General features: G+C 60.6%; 19 protein-coding genes. 12 read left to right on the top strand and 7 right to left on the bottom strand.

Annotation, left to right across the window (positions count from 1 at the left end; genetic code table 11):
• Positions 1-37: 37 nt before the first annotated feature.
• Positions 38-1042 carry a hypothetical protein gene (locus tag ACVW0R_RS09020; protein ID WP_457501942.1) on the bottom strand — a complete coding sequence of 335 codons (1005 nt, stop codon included), beginning with the start codon at positions 1040-1042 and terminating at the stop codon, positions 38-40.
• Between the two features lie 339 nt (positions 1043-1381).
• On the opposite strand from ACVW0R_RS09020, the gene ACVW0R_RS09015 reads away from it, so the two are divergent.
• Both ACVW0R_RS09015 and ACVW0R_RS09010 read left to right on the top strand, forming a co-directional pair.
• Positions 1382-2401 carry a daunorubicin resistance protein DrrA family ABC transporter ATP-binding protein gene (locus tag ACVW0R_RS09015; RefSeq protein ID WP_011431487.1) on the top strand — a complete coding sequence of 340 codons (1020 nt, stop codon included), beginning with the start codon at positions 1382-1384 and terminating at the stop codon, positions 2399-2401.
• 163 nt (positions 2402-2564) lie between these two features.
• The gene (locus ACVW0R_RS09010; RefSeq protein ID WP_011431489.1) at positions 2565-3419 is read left to right on the top strand and encodes an ABC transporter permease; all 855 of its coding nucleotides are present in this window, start codon (positions 2565-2567) and stop codon (positions 3417-3419) included.
• Between the two features lie 23 nt (positions 3420-3442).
• Here the strand turns inward: ACVW0R_RS09010 and ACVW0R_RS09005 are convergent, their stop codons facing one another.
• Positions 3443-3658 (bottom strand): hypothetical protein, encoded by a 216-nt coding sequence (locus ACVW0R_RS09005; protein ID WP_011431490.1) that lies wholly within the window; start codon positions 3656-3658, stop codon positions 3443-3445.
• Between the two features lie 118 nt (positions 3659-3776).
• On the opposite strand from ACVW0R_RS09005, the gene ACVW0R_RS09000 reads away from it, so the two are divergent.
• The gene (locus ACVW0R_RS09000; protein ID WP_457501941.1) at positions 3777-4421 is read left to right on the top strand and encodes a class I SAM-dependent methyltransferase; all 645 of its coding nucleotides are present in this window, start codon (positions 3777-3779) and stop codon (positions 4419-4421) included.
• A 182-nt stretch (positions 4422-4603) separates the two neighbouring features.
• Here ACVW0R_RS09000 and ACVW0R_RS08995 read toward each other — a convergent pair whose 3' ends face one another.
• Positions 4604-7741 (bottom strand): GAF domain-containing sensor histidine kinase, encoded by a 3138-nt coding sequence (locus ACVW0R_RS08995; protein WP_143596985.1) that lies wholly within the window; start codon positions 7739-7741, stop codon positions 4604-4606.
• Between the two features lie 40 nt (positions 7742-7781).
• Complete coding sequence (gltX, locus tag ACVW0R_RS08990) at positions 7782-9221, bottom strand: glutamate--tRNA ligase (protein ID WP_099813302.1); 1440 nt, start codon at positions 9219-9221, stop codon at positions 7782-7784.
• Positions 9222-9447: 226 nt separating this feature from the next.
• Between gltX and ACVW0R_RS08985 the strand changes: the two genes are divergently transcribed.
• Positions 9448-9798, top strand: coding sequence for a hypothetical protein (locus ACVW0R_RS08985; RefSeq protein ID WP_011431494.1), 351 nt, complete (start codon positions 9448-9450; stop codon positions 9796-9798).
• A gap of 112 nt (positions 9799-9910) precedes the next feature.
• The gene (locus tag ACVW0R_RS08980; protein ID WP_083759181.1) at positions 9911-10135 is read left to right on the top strand and encodes a DUF2555 domain-containing protein; all 225 of its coding nucleotides are present in this window, start codon (positions 9911-9913) and stop codon (positions 10133-10135) included.
• Between the two features lie 46 nt (positions 10136-10181).
• On the opposite strand, the gene ACVW0R_RS08975 is transcribed toward ACVW0R_RS08980, so the two are convergent.
• Both ACVW0R_RS08975 and ACVW0R_RS08970 read right to left on the bottom strand, forming a co-directional pair.
• Positions 10182-10874 carry a coiled-coil domain-containing protein gene (locus ACVW0R_RS08975; protein WP_414346686.1) on the bottom strand — a complete coding sequence of 231 codons (693 nt, stop codon included), beginning with the start codon at positions 10872-10874 and terminating at the stop codon, positions 10182-10184.
• 30 nt (positions 10875-10904) lie between these two features.
• A complete protein-coding gene (locus ACVW0R_RS08970) occupies positions 10905-11180 on the bottom strand; it encodes a DUF4404 family protein (RefSeq protein ID WP_041438641.1) in 276 nt (91 codons plus the stop codon).
• A 191-nt stretch (positions 11181-11371) separates the two neighbouring features.
• On the opposite strand from ACVW0R_RS08970, the gene ACVW0R_RS08965 reads away from it, so the two are divergent.
• The 7 genes from ACVW0R_RS08965 to ACVW0R_RS08935 all read left to right on the top strand — a co-directional run bounded on the left by ACVW0R_RS08965 (position 11372) and on the right by ACVW0R_RS08935 (position 17538).
• Positions 11372-11557, top strand: coding sequence for a hypothetical protein (locus tag ACVW0R_RS08965; RefSeq protein WP_041438644.1), 186 nt, complete (start codon positions 11372-11374; stop codon positions 11555-11557).
• Positions 11558-11560: 3 nt separating this feature from the next.
• Positions 11561-12331: an SIMPL domain-containing protein gene (locus ACVW0R_RS08960; protein ID WP_240527312.1), complete on the top strand. Its 771-nt coding sequence runs from the start codon at positions 11561-11563 to the stop codon at positions 12329-12331.
• 320 nt (positions 12332-12651) lie between these two features.
• Positions 12652-13884, top strand: a complete 1233-nt coding sequence (locus ACVW0R_RS08955) for a response regulator (protein WP_457501940.1) — start codon at positions 12652-12654, stop codon at positions 13882-13884.
• A 67-nt stretch (positions 13885-13951) separates the two neighbouring features.
• Complete coding sequence (locus ACVW0R_RS08950; protein ID WP_011431503.1) at positions 13952-14455, top strand: hypothetical protein; 504 nt, start codon at positions 13952-13954, stop codon at positions 14453-14455.
• 35 nt (positions 14456-14490) lie between these two features.
• The gene (locus ACVW0R_RS08945; protein WP_099812719.1) at positions 14491-15366 is read left to right on the top strand and encodes a shikimate dehydrogenase; all 876 of its coding nucleotides are present in this window, start codon (positions 14491-14493) and stop codon (positions 15364-15366) included.
• A 285-nt stretch (positions 15367-15651) separates the two neighbouring features.
• A complete protein-coding gene (locus ACVW0R_RS08940; protein WP_457501939.1) occupies positions 15652-17307 on the top strand; it encodes a hypothetical protein in 1656 nt (551 codons plus the stop codon).
• Between the two features lie 15 nt (positions 17308-17322).
• Positions 17323-17538 (top strand): hypothetical protein, encoded by a 216-nt coding sequence (locus tag ACVW0R_RS08935; RefSeq protein ID WP_011431506.1) that lies wholly within the window; start codon positions 17323-17325, stop codon positions 17536-17538.
• A 206-nt stretch (positions 17539-17744) separates the two neighbouring features.
• Here the strand turns inward: ACVW0R_RS08935 and argS are convergent, their stop codons facing one another.
• The gene (argS, locus tag ACVW0R_RS08930; protein WP_011431507.1) at positions 17745-19541 is read right to left on the bottom strand and encodes an arginine--tRNA ligase; all 1797 of its coding nucleotides are present in this window, start codon (positions 19539-19541) and stop codon (positions 17745-17747) included.
• Positions 19542-19627 lie beyond the last annotated feature (86 nt).

Below are 19627 nucleotides of genomic sequence, written 5' to 3'. Positions count from 1 at the left end.
GCCGCCAACCGGCCATGTGGAGAACTGCCATTAACTGTTATCTGAAGAAGTCGGAAAATGTATTTCGCAGATCGGAGAGCCGGTCGTTGAAGCAGGTGAGCCGGTCATCGGTGGAGCTCACCAGGGTTAAATCTGCCCTGCCGGTTGCGCCCTCGGATCCCAAGAGGGGGACGCTCATGCGGCTGGGATCCTCAGGATTCTGGGAGACGCGGATAACAGCTCGCTCTCGGTTGAACTGATAGGCCTCGGCCACGTAGCGGATGGGCTCGCTCAAATTGGGATCCACCGGCAAGCTGGGGGCCGGCAAAAGATCCACCAGCTCGGTAAAGGTGCCGCTCCGCAGGCCCACCACGGCAGCAGCTCCCAACTGGTTGCAGATGGCAATGAGCACGGGTTCCTGGGCGCTGGCGCTGACGTTGGTCAAGGTGACAGTGACATTGGCCCGGCTGGGTGCTGGGGGATAAGTAATCTCAAAGAGGCGGGCAGGGGCATTGCCCAGCTCGTCGCGGATGCGAAAGCGAAGCTGACCCCTGTAGGGCAAGAGGGAAGAGAAGTAGATACCAAAGCGGTCGCTAGGGCCACGTCCAGGGATGTTGGCCTGGCCGGGGACGTAGGCGAGGACGGCCCGGCTTTGCCAGTTGTTGGGGGGCGCGTAGGGCAGCAAGGGGCCGCTGTCAAGGCTGGGGGGATCCTGGGGAGGTGGATCCGGCTGGCTATCCCTGTTTAGATCCAGGCCATTGCCCAAAAAGGCCACTGAGCGCTGGAGCAGGATGGGACGGTTTTGGTTATCGACTAGAGGAGGTCGCCCTTCCGCCAGCCCCGCATTCTCCACATAGACGTTGAAGGGGCGATTCAAGATCTGGTTGTCCCGCTGCCGCCGCACGTTGAACTGCAAGTAGGGCCCCACCGCGCCCGCTGTCGCGGATCCCCCTGTAATTTCAAAGTCGTCGGCCCGCAGAAAGGCATTTTCCAGCGGGCTAAGCGGCGTTGTCGCCTCGCCACAGCCGACCAGGCCGAGCGCCAAGATCGCCCCAGCTGCCAAAGATCCCAGTCTAGGTTTGACGAGATTTGGGATAAGAGATTGAACAGGGGAAGTCGGGCCCGCACAGGTGGGATGCGCAGGCCGGCAGGCAAGCTTTGGCTTCACCATTCATCTTCTCCCCACAACAGAGATTGGCGACCGGGCTGAGCGGGAAATCGGCGAAAATCCACCTGCAGCCCCCCAGCGTTGCCTGAACCACTATATCCTGAGCTTCGGTTTGGATCCCACCATCCCTATGGGGTTGGGAGCCATGAGTCGGCGATAGGGAGGGAGGAATTGAGGGAATCGCTACTCCTTTCTCCTGAGCCGGCTTGATAGCTTAGAGGAAGCGAAAGGTGGATGCCCATGTCAGATACCCCTGCAGTCTTGGTAGAACAACTCCAGAAGCGCTACGGCTCCACAGTGGCCGTGGCCGATGTCTCCTTCCAAGTAGAGCCCGGCCAGATCTACGGCATTCTCGGCCCCAACGGCGCCGGCAAAACCACCACCCTGCACTGCCTGTGCACCCTGCTGCGCCCCGACGCAGGCCGGATCGAGGTGTGCGGGATCCCCGTCAACGAAAATCCCAAGGCAGTACGCGAAAAGCTGGGCTTTGTTGCCCAGGAGGTGGCTTTGGATAAGGTGCTGACGGGGCGAGAATTGTTGCAGTTGCAGGCCGATCTCTACCACCTGCCGCGGCCCTTGGCCCAAGAGCGGATTGCCACCGTCCTCGAATTACTGGGGCTGGCCGACCGGGCCGACCAACGCATCGGCACCTACTCCGGCGGCTTGCGCAAACGCCTCGATCTGGCGGCAGGACTGCTGCACCAGCCCCAGGTGTTGGTTTTGGACGAGCCCACGGTGGGCCTAGACGTTCCCAGCCGGCAGGCCATCTGGGACTTCCTGCGCCAGCTCAAGAACACCGGCGTTACAGTGGTGCTCAGCAGCCATTACCTGGAGGAGATCGACCTATTGGCCGACCGGGTGGCCATCATCGACCGCGGCAAGGTGATTGCCGAAGGCACCCCAGAAGAGCTAAAAGCCCGCGTCGGCGGCGAGCGCATCACCGTCAAGCTGCAGGAGTTTGCGCCGCCAGAACTGGCCCAACGGGGGGCCGAACTGCTGGGATCCCTGCCCTTTGTCCAAAAAGTGGTGATCAACAGCGCCCAGGGCAACGCCCTCAACCTGGTGGTGCAGCGCAACGGGGAGGATCCCCTCAGCCAGATCCGCGCCCACCTCGAGGCCCATGGGCTGGAGGTGTTTAGCAGCAGCCAATCTCGCCCCAGCTTGGATGACGTGTATTTGGCGGCAACCGGGCAAACCCTCCTGGATGCGGAGCTGGCTGCCGCCGAAGCCAACCTGGGCAAAAAGAAAAAGTAACTTCATTTTCAAGAGCAATGCAACGGTTCCCCACGTCGATCCCTAACTCCCCAATTGAGCCATACTGATTACAAGCTGATATGTACAAAGTTCCATTGATATTGATTGATCGATTGAAGATTGCATTGATGATTATTGATCGCAACATTGCAGGAGCCTTGGTATGACCTCTGCCGCTTCCCCCATCCAATCCAACCCGATTCCTCTATTTACAGCCGACTTTTGGCAGGAGACCTTTGCCCTCGCCCGCCGCTTGTTTATCCAATTGCAGCGTCGCCCCGCCACCCTGCTGGTCGGCATCATCCAGCCGCTGCTCTGGCTGATTTTGTTCGGGGCCTTGTTCCAGAATGCCCCTGCCGGCATTTTCGGGGCCGGACAAAACTACACCCAGTTTTTGGGGGCAGGCGTGATCGTGTTTACGGCCTTTGGCGGGGCCTTGAACGCCGGTGTGCCGGTGATTTTCGACCGGGAGTTCGGATTTTTAAACCGATTGCTGGTGGCTCCCCTCACCTCTCGCTTTTCCATTGTGCTGGCCTCTAGCCTGTTCATCGTCAGCTTGGCGCTGCTGCAGACGGCGGTGATCGTGGGGGCAGACTACGTCCTCGGCGGCGGGATCCCGGACGGGCCGGGCTTGGCGGTGGTGGCGTTGATCGTGGGCCTGTTGGTCTTGGGTTTCACCGCCCTGAGCTTGGGCCTGGCCTTTGCCATGCCGGGGCACCAGCAGTTGCTGGCCTTTATCTTTTTGGTGAATCTGCCGCTGATCTTTTCCAGCACCGCTTTGGCTCCCCTCAGCTTTATGCCCACCTGGCTTCGCTGGGTGGCCAGCCTCAACCCGCTCACCTTTGCCATCGAGCCGATTCGCCACGTCTATCGCAGCAGCACCTGGAGCTTTGCCGATGTGGTGCTGCAGGCCCCCTGGGGCGAACTCACCCTGGCGGGATCCCTGGGGCTCTTGACAGGGTTTGTGGTGGTGTCAGTGCTGCTGGTGCAGGGGGTGCTGCGCAAGAGTTTGGCCTGAGCATTTTGCCCAGGCTGTGCCCCTCAAAGCCACTGGCGGGAGACGGACTTCTCTAGCTCTGCCTGCGCTTGCTGCACTAGGGCCAGAGGGCTGTCCTTTGCTGGCGAGAGATGTAGAGGAGGGGTGAGGCTGCGGGCCTGCAGGGCCATGTGGAGCTGCAGTTCGGTTACATAGTCGCGCAGGTCAAAGCCAGCGGCAGAAGAGGAGCGAGCTGTAGCGGAAGCGTAAGAGGCAGACATCACGGCAAGAAGTCCCTCGGAAAATGGCCACCGTCGCCCTGCTACGCTATCACGCCTGCTCCCCTCGAGGGAGTTCCAGAATGTTAGCTTTGATTAAGCTTTGCAACAGATTTTGGCCATGGCGGTTCTTGAAGATTGGCAGCGCTCCAAGTTGGATCCCAGCGACGATGCCCTCTTTTACGACTATCCCCGCTTCGTAACCCATGTGGATGCCGGCTTCATCGGCCAGCTCACCGATCTCTACCGCGAGTATTTGCGGCCTCAGAGCCGCATTCTCGATCTAATGAGCAGTTGGGTTTCCCACCTGCCGCCGGAGATGAACTTTGCCCATGTGGAAGGGCATGGGATGAATGCTCAGGAACTGGCCGCCAACCCCCGGCTTGACCATTTCTTCGTCCAGAACCTCAACCAAAACCCGCTTCTGCCCTTCCCGGACTGCACTTTTGATGCAGCGCTGAACGCGGTTTCGGTGCAATACCTGCAGCAGCCGGAGCAGGTGTTTGCCGAGGTGCATCGCATCCTCAAGCCCCAGGGCCTTTTCATTGTCAGCTTCTCCAATCGCATGTTTTTCCAGAAGGCCATCCAGGCCTGGCGGGATGGCTCGGAAGCAGAGCGGGTGGAGCTGGTCAAGCGCTATTTTGAGTCGGTGCTGGGATTCGAGATCGTCGAGGTGATCCAGCGGCCTGCTCCCCTGGGTTGGCTTGCCCTTTTGGCCGGCGGGGATCCCTTTTACGCTGTGGTCGGTCGGCGAACCGAGGCATGAGGCCATCCATCTTGCGCGTGGCGCCCTTGCATTTCTGGACTCCAACCGGCATGCCGCTGCGGTTCCCCGGCCTTGAGGGGCGGGTTGCTCCCTGCCGAACGACGGGGGCAAAGGCGACGAGACTGGATCCCTGAGGCAAACTGCCATCCCGAGGAGGTTCTGCGGGGGTTCTCCGGGCAAGCTTAGGAAGGGGGGGGCAAAGGGATCTGCAGCTCCACCACTGTGCCGCTACCCAAGCGGCGGTTGCGCCAGGTGATGGTTGCCCCGATTAGCTCGGCTCGGTAGCGCATGTTGAGCAATCCATGGCCGTGGCCAGGTTTCTGATCGGGATCGATCCCACCGTTGAACTCCGGCATGCCACGGCCATCGTCGATGATCTTCAGCTCCAGGTGGGTGTAAGGGGCTTCGGGATTGACAGAAGGCTCCTCTGCGCCGCTACCGGCTTGAACCTTGGGCTGAATGGTGATGTCGATGCGCCGTGCCCCTGCGTGTTTGACGATGTTGTTCAGCGCCTCCTGCACGATCCGAAAGATGTTGCTTTGGCAGGCAGGGCTGAGACGGGAGAGCAGGCCATCGGCGCGGTTGTCGAAGCGGGTGAGAAGCGGGTGAGGAGAACGCTGGGCCGCCCGTTCCAGAAGGCTGCGCAGAGCCGGGCCCAGGTTAAAAGCCCGCATGGCCAGCGGCTGCAGATCCTCGACGATCCCCCGCAACTCGGCCATGGTCTCCTGCAGTTGGACGCTCATGACGCGTAGTTGAGCCTGGCCGGCAGGGCTGAGGGTCGGATCGCCGGCGAGCTCCTGAATCTGACGAGACAGAGCTCCCAGATCCGCTAGGGTCTGATCGTGCAGATCGGCGGCCAGGCGACGACTTTCCGCCTCTCGCCCCTCGGTCAGCCCTTGCAAGGCTGCTGCCGTCGCCTCTTGACGGCGAACCTGCTCGTAGAAGGAGGCCCGCTGCAGCGCCACTGCCGCAATGTCCGCCAGCGCTTCCACCAAGTCCCTATCTGCAGGGGCAAATCCGGCGGCTTCGGGGGCAGTATCGGCAGTTGGAGGCTTCCGGCCTGCCGTCGCCAGGGGCGGAATGGAGGCGCAGAGCACACCCGCAATCTGGTTGGCATCGGTAACCAGAGGTACACACAGTAGGGAGCGGATGCCCTTCTGCAACAGCGTCTGGCGGGTGGGAAGGGGCAGCGGAAAGGTTTGGACATCGGGGATCAGCAGCGTGTCCAGATGGGTGTAGCAACTTACCCAAATGAGCTGGCTCAGCTCAGGGGTCAACGTCTGCCCCACCTGGGAAGGGATCCCCGGCTGACGGCGGTATTCCTGAAGAATGGCGAGGGGTTCTGGAGCCGCTGCAGGCTGTTGGGCGCTCGGCCCATAGCCGCTCCGCGGCGCCACAAAAGTACAGCGATCGACCTGCAAAACTTCCGCCATGCCCTCGAGGGCAATCTCTACCACTTGGTGGGGATCATAGGTGCCGCTGAGGCGCTGGGCGACCTGGCGCAACAAGCTTTCCCGCTGGGCCGAGATGCGGGTTTGCTCGTAAAGTTGCGCCTGTTGGAGGGCGATCCCCGCCTGCTCGGCCACGGCTTCCGCCAACTCCAGATCCTCCGGCTGCCAGGGGGATCCGCCGTGAGGGTAGCGCAGCAGGGCAATACCCCCCAACACTTCCTGTTGTCGCTGCGGCTGGTCAGAGGCAAACAAAGGCACCCACAACAGCCCGCTTCCCTGCCGCTGCGGCTTCAAGTCATCCGGCACCACCACCGGCTCCTTCAAGGTGGTCAGCAGGCTGGCTGCCAAGCGCAACTTGGCCTGAACCGTTTCCGACAATTCCGGCGGGATCCCCGGCTCCGGCCAGGGCTTCTGGAGGGATCCCGTCAGCGGGGCATCCAGCAAGGGCTCCGTCCCGCTCACGCGCACGGCAGGGGTGAGCTCCGGCGCATAGATGCCCACAGGATGCAGCATCTCCTGTTCCGGCTGCCAAAGGGCCAAGATACACACATCCGCCTGAAAAGCCGCACCAATCTGCTGGGTAATCGCGTGGAAGAGAGTGGTGGGCTCCAGGCTGGAGCGAATTGCCGCTGTGATCGAGTGCAACAGCGCCAGCCGTTCCGCCTGCCGATGGGCCCGCTCAAACAGGCTGGAACGAGTTAGGGCAATCGCCAGTTGGTAGGCCACCGAGCGCAACAGGTCAATCTCCTCCGGCTGCCAGGGGTGGGGTGTAGTTAGGTATACCCCCAGCAGCCCGATCATCCCCCCTGGCGCAGCAGCCAAGTCGGATCGGCCCGTCTGCGGATCCCTGCCGCCGGCTTCCCCCAGCCCGGCTCCTGCTGAGCCCACCGCTTGCAACGGGATCAGCACCGCCGAGCGAGCCTGTAGCGCCTGGAAAGCGGCCAGTCCCTGCGGCGGCAACAGATGTTCCTGAGCCGGCTGCATATGCAGGGCTATTTGCACCACCTGCCCCTCCTGCAACCGCTCGCACAGCGAGCCAAAGTCTTGGATCCGGTACACCTGCCCCAGGGACGGGGCCAGCCCAGGGCTTAGGGCCTCGTGGGTGACCTGAACCGTCTCCTGATCCGGGTTGATACTGTAAAAACAACAGCGGCTCAGCCCCTTCACCCCTTTCGAGAGAAAGGCGTGCTGCAGCTCCTTCAGGGCAGTGCTGACGATTTGATCCCACTGCAGAAAGCGGTGGACAGTGCTGGTGATGCGGTTGAGCAACGCCTCCCGCACCGCCTGTCGGCGGCTGCGCTCCAGCAGCTTGGCATTGATAATGGCGCTGGCCGTATAGGAACAAAGAAACTTCACTACTTCTACAAAGCTGGCCTCCAAGGGTGTCCGGCTCAGCAGAGCCAAAGCGCCCAGCCGCTCCTCCCCGCGGTTAATTGGGTAGGCGACAAAGCCCCGCAGGCCATTGGCCCTCACCCACTCCGGGGCAGGCATCCAGACCTCTTGATCCGGGTTGTTGCTCAAGAGGGGCAACCCTTGCTGGACCACACGCCCCATAGGGCTGTCATCGGGGTAGATTCGCTCAATTTGGGCGTGGGCAGGGCTGAGCAGGCCAGCATGGGCCACCGACCGAAAGCAACCCTCTTGCGGGTCGAAAAACCAGAGGCGAGCGGAGGCCACGCCCAGGCGGCTCACCATCTGGTGCACTAGGGTTTGAGCCAACTTGAGCAGGCCTTGCTCCCACACCTCCGGCTCCGCCGCTTCTGAAGCCTCTTGCGAAGAGAGCAGCACCAGTTCCTGAACGATTTGGTTGGCAGCCTGAAGCTGGATCAAGAAAGTGGAATCCGGATCGACAAAAGCCTGCAAAGGCATAGCAGCAAGCAATAGAAAAGTCAACTCCAACAGCCTGAACTCAGGCAACCACCTTCTGCACCGCCTCCAGCCGCCCCAAAGCCCAGCCCCGCCGCTGCAACAGCGCAAAAGAGGCCATCAAATCCGGCCCCTGCAGATCCCCTGTCAGGGCGGCCCGCAAGCTTTTCAGCAGCAGGCCCTTTTTCATCCCCTGGCTTTTGGCCACCTCTTCCACCAGCGGTTTTAGGCTGTCCGCGGAAACTGGCTGGGGCAACTCAGCAGCAGCCAACGTGGTGGCCATGGCGGCCATCGCTTCCGCCACCCCCGGCAGGCGCAACTGTTCCAGAGCCGGCAACGAGTAGCTGAGGGGCTCTTGAAACAAAAAGCGGCTCAGGGGAGGAGCCTCCGTCAGGCGGTCGATGCCCTCGGCGATTAGGCAGGCCACCTCTTCCAGCCAAGTGGGATCCGGCACGGATCCCAGGTCAAACCCCGCCGCCTGCCAAAAGGGTGTCAGCCGCTCCACCAATTCTGCCGGGGAGAGCTGCTTGATGTACTGGCTGTTGATCCAGTTGAGCTTGTCCCAATCAAAACGAGCGGCAGCCCGGTTGACCCGGTCGAAGTCAAACATCGTAGCCGCCTTTTCCAACGAGAAGATCTCTTCCCCATCGGGAGGCGACCAACTGAGCAAAGCCAAGTAATTCTTGAGAGCTTCCGGCAAGAAGCCCATCTGCTGAAACTCCGCCACCGAGGTCGCCCCATCCCGCTTGGAGAGCTTCTTCCCTTCTGGATTCAGGATCAGGGGAGAATGGGCAAACTGCGGCGGTTCATGACCCAGAGCGCGGTAGAGCAAGATCTGCTTAGGCGTGTTGCCGATATGGTCTTCGCCACGGATGACATGGGTGATGCCCATGTCGATGTCGTCCACCACCACTGCCAGGTTGTAGAGAGGGTAGCCATCCGCCCGCGCGATCACCATGTCTCCCCCCAAATCCTGGGTGTTCCAGGTAATGGGGCCGCGGATAAGATCCACCCACGACACCTCCAGGGGCTCCTCGATCTTGAAACGGATCACCGGCTGCCGACCCTCGGCTTCATAGGCCCGTCGCTGCTCCTCAGTGAGAAAGCGGTGGCGGTTATCGTAGCGGGGAGCCTTGCCGGCGGCCTTCTGCGCAGCGCGCATTGCTTCTAGCTCCACCTCGCTGACATAGCAGCGGTAAGCCAGCCCCTGGTCCAAAAGCTGCTGCACCACCGCTTGGTAGCGCGCGATGCGGTTGGACTGGTAGATGGGCCCCTCATCCCAATCCAGTCCCAGCCAGGCTAGCCCTGCTAAGATGTTGCGGGTGTAGCGGGGGGAAGAGCGCTCGCGGTCGGTGTCTTCGATGCGCAAAATGAACTGGCCACCGTGGCGGCGAGCGTAGAGCCAGTTAAACACCGCCGTCCGGGCGGTGCCGATGTGCAAGTTGCCAGTTGGGCTAGGGGCAAGGCGAACGCGAACACTCACAGGCAACGGTTCTCAAACAGTGCATCCCGATCCTAGTCGGCAGGGGGATCCCGTGTCATGTTGGGGGCTGCAACCGTTGTCAACCGAAGTCTTTCGGGTAGAATCCGCCTTAGCTGCCGGTCAAGAGGTAGGCTCCCCGGGGGTCAAGGTTGGTGGGCAACGCCCAGCTTCTGCTTTTTCCGGTGTTGAGGAACGAACTACAGTAGCGTAGGAGGAACTACAGCACATGCGTCTAACCCTGGCGATTGTTCTGGGCTGTCTAGCCGCCGGGATCCCGGCGGGGGCTGTTTTTGCCCAAATTGCCTATCCTTCTTACCCGGTGGGGGATGCCCTGGATGCGATCCTGCTGGATAGGGGCAGAGATGCGGATCCGGTGGTTTTCCCTGAAGAGGTAGTGCGCTCCCAGGCCCGGCGAACCACCGCCTTCTTCACCACTTTGCTGAACCAGCGCACCAACATCCCGCCCTTGCGCTCGCTGGATTTGCCCAGCCCCTACCAAGCCTCGGTCCGCACCCAGGCTGGCTATTACCGCGTTACCCAGACAGAGCCTGTTTTGGACGCCGAGCTCCTCCGCTAGGCAAGGCAGATACCCAGCCTGCATTGTGTAGAACCTCTACAAATTCGTGGTTTCGGCCAGGGGGCGTCGGGCCGAGAGGCTAAGATCGGCTTGTAGCGTGTTCAGGCTGCCTATGTCTGCCCGATCCAAAGTAGAAGCCCTCCCCAAGGGCATGGATCCCCGCCAGTTCACTGCAGCCGATGTGGCGGCCATTGCGGAGCGTCTGGAGCGCAACGAGTACCCCAACGTGTTCGACTGCCTGGAGGATTGGCACACCCTGCGGGCCATTGCCTTTTACTCTCCCGAGCTGGTGGCTCCTTATGCCCATCTGTTGGAGTGGGAAGTGGATGAAGACTAGAGCTGTCCTTGTAGCTCTGAGCTTTGCTTAGAAGGGATCCCCCTCCTCAACCAGAAGGGGGAGAAGAGCTTCCATCTAGCCCCTGTCTGCGAATAAGATAGCGCACTTCTTCGAGGAGAACGTTAAACCTCTGGTCATTCTCGATCTGACGCTGGTTGATGGCCTGGATAGCGCGTTCGTGCTCTTGTTGCAATGCAGTGAGAGTGATGAGAGCTTGAGTTACTTCCTCGGCCCATTCGGCCAAGTGTGCTAAGTCCGAGCGGGTCTCACGGACAACTTCCTGTAAGTCTCTCAAGCCTTGCGCTTGAGCCACGTTTTGCTCATAGCTTTCCCGAATGGCCTGGCGCAGCTGCTCAATTTCCCGGCTGCGAGCGGCGTTTTGCTCGCTCAGCTCGGCGTGGCTTTCCCGAATGGCCTGGCGCAGCTGCTCGATTTCCCGGCTGCGAGCGGCGTTTTGCTCGCTCAGCTCGGCGTGGCTTTCCCGAATGGCCTGGCGCAGCTGCTCGATTTCTCGACTGCGGGCGGCGTTTTGCTCGCTCAGCTCGGCGTGGCTTTCCCGAATGGCCTGGCGTAGCTGCTCGATTTCTCGACTGCGGGCGGCGTTTTGCTCGCTCAGCTCGGCGTGGCTTTCCCGAATGGCCTGGCGCAGCTCTTGGATCTCGCGGCTGTTAGCAGCAGTTTGCTCGGCTGCCTGAGCTAGGAGTTGTTCTACTCGATCTAAGCGGTCTTGGCCGTTCATTCTGAAACCCTTGGATACCCACCGCGGGAACTACAAACCCATTCCTGCCAATGTGTCAATCACCTGCTCCAGGATCAGCGTGAGGTTGGGGTGAGAGGTTTCAAACAGTGCCAGCGCTTCCCCAATGCGAGCTTTGCGCCCTGGGTTTTGTTGGCCCTTGGTTGGGGATCCCAGCTCTGCCAGCACGGCTTCCACCTCCTGGCGGATGGCGGCAATGTGCTGCCGCTGCCTTTCATCCAAGCCGGAGGTTTTTTGCAGCTCAACATCCAGATCGTGCAGCAGTTGTCGCAGTTTTGATTCGGCCATTCTCAAAAAGACCTTAACAAATCAATAAATCAAGTTTTGACCACGCTGACTCGATCATACGTCCTATGGGCAGGAGCGGAGATCGCTCTTTTGGGGGTGGCTGAGGCGGCAAAGGTTAACTTTTGCAGCCAGGGATCCCAACCTTGGAGCAACTCTCATTAGGATGGCCAGTAGCCTTGCTGTCTATCCCTATGTCTGAGCTGGCATTGGCCCTGCTGGGGGCAGCAGTTGCCGTTGCCCTGTTCCTAGGAATTAGACAGGGCCAGGGGCTGTTGCAGCGGTGGGCAGCAACGCAACGTCTGGGTGAGGCTAGGGCACTGGTGGCTGGGGCTTTTGTCCAGCCAGATGGAAGAGCGGTGGGAGTAAGTTGGGGATGAAGCATGGAAGGGAGCAAGGGCTGGAAAAAAGAGCAGTTGGGATTCTTGAAGGGAATGCCCTGGCTGGCTTTGGGACTGGCGCTGGTCTTATTGGTGTGGAATGGGCTTGGCAGCAATGGAGGAGCGATGGCCAGTCCCGGTGAAGGATCCCGAACTTTGACGGTAACCGGCCAGGGATCTGTTGCGGTGGAAACCTCCATTGCGGTAATCCGGCTGGGGGTGGTGCTCCAAGGGGAGACGGCGCAATCGGTACAGCAACAGGTGGCCGAGCGCTCGGAGCGGCTGGTGAACCGCCTCAAGGAGCTGCAGGTGAGCGCCCTGCAGACCACCGGCATTTCCCTCTATCCCCAATACGACTACCAGCAGAGCCCACCCCGCCTGAGCGGGGTACAGGGGCAGAACAGCTTGCAATTTGAGGTGCCCATAGCCCGAGCCGGACAAGTGCTGGATGAAGCCGTGGCCGCCGGAGCTACCCAGGTGGAATCAGTCAGCTTCCGGGCCGACGAGGCCACCTTGCTGCAGGCGCGCAGCCGTGCCTTAAGGCAGGCTGTAGAAGATGCCCAACGTCAAGCCAACGATGTGTTGAGGGCCTTGAACCTGAGCAGCCGTTCCGTGGAGCGCATCCAAATTCACAGCGAGGGCTACATCGCGCCGCCAGTTCCTCTGGCAGGCATGGGTGGAGCGGAGTATGCTCGCCTACAGGCAGCCTCCACGCCAGTGGAGGGAGGACAACAAACCGTGCGCGCCCAAGTCACGCTCGAGATTCGTTTCTAGGTTCCTGTGGCGGCCCTGAAGTCGCGTCGAACCCTGCCTTCCCTCTCGCTGGGGCAGAGAAGGATTCCCCCTGGGAGAGGGAGGAACGCCTAGAAGCCTCTTCCTCGGGTTGGGAATGACTACGAAACTTCAAAAATCTCAAAAAAATAACCCGGCAAAGTTAGGTAGTGGCTGCCAATCCCTACGTCTAGAATGGCGATGGAAAACCATTGGAAAGTTTGCTTTCCCGGATTTCCTTCTCATCTGGCTTTGGCTTGCCCGTGGATCCCAATTTGGAGAGCGCTGCTGCCACTGGTACGTCTGAAGGCCCTCAGGCAAGCTTGGGCGCTAGCAAAGGCGAAGCCAGCAGCTTGCGGGCCCATGTGCTGATCGTGGATGACAGCTACATGGTGGCGGAAATGCTCTCTAATTTTCTCGGCAAGCAGGGCTGTAGTATTTCCTATGCCCTGGATGGCCTTTCTGCCCTAGAACAAATCCGCCGCCGAACTCCAGATCTCATCATTGCCGACTGGGTCATGCCCGCTCTCGACGGCCTAGAGCTGTGCCGGCAGTTGCGGCAAGCGCCCGAATATGCCTGGGTGTACTACATCCTCATGACCGCCCGCGAGGGCAACGACAACATGGAGCGGGCTTTAGAAGCCGGAGCCGACGAGTTTCTTTCTAAGCCTTTTCAGGCAGCGGAGCTGCTGACGCGGGTGCGGGCAGGGCTGCGCATTGTGGAGAGCCGCCGCCAGCAATATCTGCTCCAGACTGGACAAAAACAAGTCTCATCTCCTTCTGGCTCGGTTGCTTTGGGCAATCGGCAGGATCTGGTTACTCGCCTGCCGTTGCGGGTGGCCCAAGCCCGTGCCCAATCGGATCCCCTCAGTTTGTTTGTGCTGCGCTTGGCCAACCTCGCTGCTCTGGGGCAAGGACTGGAGGCCGGCGGTCGGGCTGCTCTTCTCAAGCTGTTTACGGATCGCTTGGCCCACAATTTGCGAGAGGGGGATGATCTCTTTTGCTACGACGAGGGCCAGTTTATCGTGGTGCTGCCGGGGAGCACTCTGGCCGCTGCCCAGATCGCTGCCGAGCGCTGCTGCCAGCGGTTGATCCAGGATCCCTTTGTGGTGAATGGGCAAGCGCTGCCGGTGCAGCTTCAATTTGGGGCGGCCACGCTCACAGATAAGGACGATCCCAAGGGGGTGGCCCTGTTGCGACGGGCTGCCCAAGCCCTGCGAGACAGCAAAAATGTCCACACCTCGGTGGTGACTGCTCCCCATCCCATCCTCGTTTCCGACCGTGTCAGGGGGACGGAGTCTTCAGAGCTGCTGAAATCTCTGCAACGTCTGGAACAAGAAAATGCCAACCTGCGCCAGGAGTTGGAAACTCACCTCCGGCAGCTCAAAGAGTTGCGGCAACAAAACCAAGAGCTAAGCCAAAGGGTTGGCAGGCTTGGATCTGAAACCTCTGCAGCGGGATCCCGCTCTCAGAGGCCCTTGTGGATCCGCCGGCGGAAACCGCGGCGTCGTCTAAAGCGTCAACTGGGCCGCGGAAAATGGCGACTGCGCCGGTAAGTCCGATCCCCAAAGTTTGCCATCAGGTTGGCTTGAGCAGAATGGGTGGGGGAGAGGTGTAACAGCGATGTTCAATTCTATTCAGGGCCGAGGAGCAGGATCCGCTACCTGGAAGTCAGCAAGAAGGTGGTTTCTCGACAACATCGAGCTGATCCTGACAGCGGTGGGGATAGGCGTAATCCTGCTCAGCGGTTGGGTGGCCAGCCGCAGCGCTCTTTCCGTAGCAATGGCAACGGCAGTCAGCGCCACCGTGGTGGGGGTTATCCACGGCATTCTGTTCTGGCTGTTGCGGCGGCGGCAGCGCCGAGTGCGGCAGGAGGCCATCGGTCAGATTCGCGAAATGCTGGAGGATCTGGGCAAAAACCGGCTGCAAACCATCAAGATGAGCCTGTACATGGTGCAGGCGCGCCAACCAGATCAAGAAGAGCGCACCCGCCAAAGCTTTGACCGCGCCTACCAAATTCTGGGAGAGATCAGCAACTTAATCGATCACATTTCCGAGGAATCCCTGGCCAGTTGGCGGCAGCGCTACCGGCAAACTCTAGATCGCGTGGAGTCGGAATCTCGATAGCCGAGACTCGCAGACAATTTGGAGTTGGGATTGGAGTGGACAGGCGGATTTCGGGAAGCACACAGTTGCTGGGCCTGATCGGGGATCCGGTGGCCCACAGCCTATCCCCGGCGATGCACAACGCCGCTCTGGCGGCCATGGGAGAAGACTACTGCTATGTGCCCTTTCCGGTGGCGGCAGAGCGCTTAGCGGTGGCGGTGGCCGGCCTGGCGGCCATCGGCGTGCGGGGGTTTAATGTCACCATTCCCCACAAGCAGGCGATTCTGCCTTTGCTCAGCCAGGTGGAAGCGCGGGCGGCAGCGGTGGGAGCGGTGAACACGGTCTACGCCCTGCCGGAGGGAGGCTGGGGCGGCACCAACACCGATATCGACGGCTTTGTCCAGCCTTTGCTGGGCCTGGAGAAAGGGATCCCCACCCTGATCCTGGGATCCGGCGGGGCGGCGCGGGCGGCCATCCAGGGCTGTTTGGAGCTGGGGCTGGGGCCAGTGCGGGTGGCCGGGCGATCCCCTGAGAAGTTACGTGCCTTGCAACAGACCTGGCCGCAGGTGGAGACGCTGAGCTGGGCAGAACTGGATCGCCACCTGGCTGAGACGCGGCTTTTGGTCAACACCACCCCCGTGGGCATGCATAAGCCGGGATCCCTTGCTGAGCTGTCTCCCCTCAGCTGGGAGCAACTGCGCCTTCTGCCCGCCGGCGCCACTGTCTATGACTTGGTCTACGTGCCGGATCCCACACCGCTGCTGCGCATGGCTGCTGAGCTGGGCCACACCCCTATTGGCGGCCTGGAAATGTTGATCCACCAGGGGGCCAAAGCCCTCTCCCTCTGGCTGGGGGGCAAGCCCGTGCCGGTAGAGGTGATGCGGCAGGCGGCCCGGCAGCAGTTGGCCCAGATCGGGGATCCCAACTCCTAGTTGTCCTCTTGGCTGAGTCTTGAATTCAAACAGAGCCGTATTTTTTGCTACAAAGATAGGCTCCTCACTCTGTTGAAATCGGTAAACGATCGAGCTTCCTGCAATGTTATTCTCCGCGCTGAGAAGCCCACAGTCGTGCGAGAAGTTTCAGGACAACGGGCTCGAAGTTAAATGAGCTTGATTGAGCTTGTTCGAGCGGGAACAATTGCTTTTGATTTGCCGATCTTTAGAGGAGAAAGAGGATAGGATTGAAGCCATTCTCAGTACAGGTTGAGAGTGTCGGGAGTGCTGAGGCAACGGTGGAAAAAATACGGGATCCGTTGGCTGGGGGGCGTGCTCGGCGCGCTGATACTCCTGGGATCCGGGATCGCCGCCCAGGCCCAATTCCTCTGGCCCGGCCATTCCGGGTTGCAGGGTAGGGGGGAACAGAGGGGATCCCTCGACGCCTTCTGCCGGCAGCCGCCTGAGGAAGTGGCGCGCAAGGCCCAACTGCGCCAGCGGGCCGCCCAGTCAGATGCCGCCCGAGCTGAATACAACCAAGTTTTGGCAGAACATCGCGCTGCCTTGATCGTCTGCCGTAGCCGCCGTTGGCCGCAAATCCAAGCCATTTGGGTGCGCTTGCATCCCTGCGATGCCAATCCGGGCGTGTTGGATCAGGTGTTTGACCAGGTGGTGAACCTGGGCTACAACCGCGTCTTTATCGAGACGTTTTACGATGGCCGCTCCATTTTGCCAGATGGTGGGGGCGGGATCTGGCCCAGCCTACAGCCCAACGCCGATTTGTTGGATTTGGCCCTCAAGGCGGCGCGACGGCGAGGGCTTTCGGCTTATGCCTGGGTGTTTTCCCTCAATTTTGGCTACAGCTACGGACAGCGACCGGATCGTCAGGCAGTCTTGGCCCGCAACGGCCGTGGCCTCACCACCGTCTTGGATCCGGCAACGGCCCTTCTGGAAGATTTGGGCAGCCCGGATGAGGTGTTTGTGGATCCCTTCCATCCCGTGGCGCGCCGGGATTTTGCCGAGCTGATCCGCCGCATCCTGCAGCGGCAGCCGGATGGGATCCTCTTCGACTACATTCGCTATCCCCGCGGCTCTGGGGGATCCAGCCTGGCAGCCACCGTCCGGGATCTCTGGATCCATGGGGAGGCGGCCCGGCAAGCCTACCTGGATTTGGCAGAAAACGCGGCAGGCCGAGCCTTGCTGGAGCGTTACCTCAGCCAGGGCTACGTGACAGTGGCGGATGTGCTCCACCTGGACGCCACCTATGGCGAAGAGCCCAAGTGGCGTCAGCCAGGGGATCCCAGGCCCAGCGCAAGCGGGGAGCGGCCGCTTTCTCCAGAGCTATGGGACGGGATGGCCCAAGGCAGAGCAGGCGGGAACGAAGATCTACATTCAAGCCTTGCAAACGAGGATTCCCAGCCGTCGGCGAATCCCACCCCCTCTCCGACACCCAGCGCCGCTTTCCGACAGGAGCGCTGGCAGCAGCAGCTCTGGCAGCTCAGCGTCGAGTTTGCCCGCTACGGGATCCTCGATTACCTACGGCAAGCTGCCCAACCGGCCCAAAGCCTTGGGATCCCGAGCGGAGCCGTCTTTTTCCCCGATGGCAATCAGGCGGTGGGAGAAGGGTTTGACGCTCGTCTCCAGCCCTGGGATCGCTTCGATCCCGGCATGGAGTGGCACCCAATGGCCTATGCCAAGTGCGAGGATGGCTCCTGTGTGGCGCAGCAGGTGGAGCAGGTCTTGGCCGTGGCCTCTCCCCAAACCTTTGTCTGCCCGGCCATTGCCGGCCTGTGGGGACAAGCGCAGCGAAAACGCCCCAGCCTGGAAGCCCAAATGGCAGAGCTGGCCCGCCGCTTCCCGCAGTTGCCCTGTGTGAGTCACTTTGCCCTCTCTTGGATCGAGCCGGAGCTGGAACGCAGCCGTCGCACTTGTCAACTCTGATGCCCATCTCAATCTATGAGCGCCGAACAATTCGAGCTGATTAACCGCTTGTTTCAACTCACGTTTCAAATCGGGGATCGCTTGGGATGTGAGTCTTCGGATCCTGCTCAGTTATTGCTGACCAGCCAACCTAGCCTGGAAGCAAGCCATCTATATTTCCCTTCCGATTACGTTTATGAGGCTCTGGATCCCGAAGTGTGGGCCAATCATGTGTTGAGGTGCCAGCTTTAGCCCAGATGGCCGATATTTTGCAACCTTACCTTTTCACCGGTGGCATCTATCGCCAAGACGAGGTTTCGTGGTGGATTTGCGCTTTTTGGATGGCTCAAGAGAGGCTAGGAACCAACGTGCTCTTGCGCGCCCACAGAGTCGAAACTTAGGCAGTTGATCCCCAAGTTCCCTCTCGTATTGAGATGGGGATCGGTGTTACTTAAAATCTACATCGACTCCGGCGCGCTCAGGCCGAGAATGCCGGTAAGCACGTTAAACAAAACCTGTCGCGTGGCCTGCACCAATTGAATGCGGGCTTGAGCCAAGAGGGGATCCTCTTTCAAAAGGGGCAAAATGCGGCAGTTGTCATAAAACTTGTTGAAATCGGCGGCAATCGCCTCGGCATAGCGGATGATCTTGTGGGGGGCGCGCTCTTCGGCAGCGGCGATCAGCTCATCGGGCAGGGCCAACAGGCGCAGCAACAGGGCCCGCTCTTCGGGTTCTTGGTAGGGCAGTTTTTGTTGCTCTGTCAAGGTAACTTTGTTAGTTAGCTCCACTTTTTCTTCTTCCTGAAGCCGCCGCAGCAGGGTACAGCAGCGGGCATGGCTGTAGTGGACATAGACCACCGGGTTGTCGAAAGTTTGCTTGACGGCCAAATCCAAATCGAAGTTGATGGGGCTGTCCATGCTGCTGCTGAGCAAAAACCAGCGGGCCGCATCCACCCCAACGCCAATTTCGGGATCGTCGATGAGATCGTTTAAGGAGACAAAATTGCCGGTGCGCTTGGACATGCGCACTTCGGTTTTCTCGCCGGTTTCCGGGTCGGTTTTGAACAATTTGACAAATTGTCCAATCAGGATCTCCAGCTTGACATCCGGGCTGAAGGCGCCCACCGCCGCATGCAAGCGACCGATATAGCCGTGGTGATCCGAGCCGAGGATGTTGATGAGCCGTTGATAGCCCCGCCGCACTTTGTCGCGGTGGTAGGCAATGTCGGCGGCCAGGTAGGTAAAGGAGCCATCCGCCTTCTGCACCACCCGATCCTTGTCGTCGCCAAACTCTTGGGTTTTGAAATAGACGGCCTCTTCCGCTCCCGGCTTGGGATCCTCACCCCGCGGCGCCTTGGCCCTGTAGAGGAAGCCGCGCTCCTGCAGCTCCTGCAAAGCCTGTTGGATGGCGCTCAGGCCCGTCTGGGGATCCGGGGCGTGCAGGCGGCGCTCGCTAAACCAGTGGTCAAACTCGGTGCGCAACTGTTGCAAAGTCTGCTTTTGCCAAGCCAGCATCTCGGCGTAGGCAAAATCGGTGTACTCTTCCGGGGTGGTGGGCAGAGGGCGGATCCCGGCCTTAACTTGATCCAGCAGCCGCCGGGCGATATCGACCAAGTAGCTGCCGTGATAGGCGTCTTCCGGCAGAGCCACCTCTTCGCCCTGCAGTTGCCGCACCCGCACTTCTAGCGACTGGCCCAAGAGCCGCATCTGGTTGCCGGCATCGTTGATGTAGAACTCCCGCTCCACCTGGTGCCCCGTCCAGCGCAGCAGGTTGGCCAGCGTGGAGCCGACAGCAGCCCAGCGCCCGTGCCCCACGTGCAGGGGCCCCGTCGGGTTGGCGGAAACATACTCCAGCAGGATGCGCTCGGGATGGGGGGCAGCAGTTTTGCCGAAATCTTCCCCCAACCGCAACAGCTCTTGTAACCGCTCGGCCAAAAAGGAATCCCCCAGCCGGAAATTGAGGTACCCCCCCCCTGCTACCTCAGTTGCAATGCCCGGCAGATCCAGGTGTTTTTGCAGAGTCTGGGCGATCTGGGCCGGCGCCATGCGGCAGAGCTTGGCCATGCCCAGAGGAGTGGGACAGGCGTAGTCGCCGTAGCGGGGATCGCTGGGAATTTGGATCGTGGGAGCAACTCCTGCCGCCTGCTCCAGCGTCAGCGATCCCAGTTGCCCTGCCTCGGAGGCCCGTCGAATGCTCTCGGATACAGCGGCGGTGAGAAAGCGAACTAGCGAGGTGGAGAGGGGTTGGGTGGCCATGGCAGAGACCTTGCCGGAAAATTCAACCCAGAGAAGAGGCGTTTTTCGATTTTGACATACTTCCGCCTGGGCTAGGCCCCTCTACC

The organism is Thermostichus sp. MS-CIW-15, from assembly GCF_054060575.1.
Note: the sequence above shows the minus strand (reverse complement) of the source record. Positions and strands in the feature narration are given on the sequence as shown.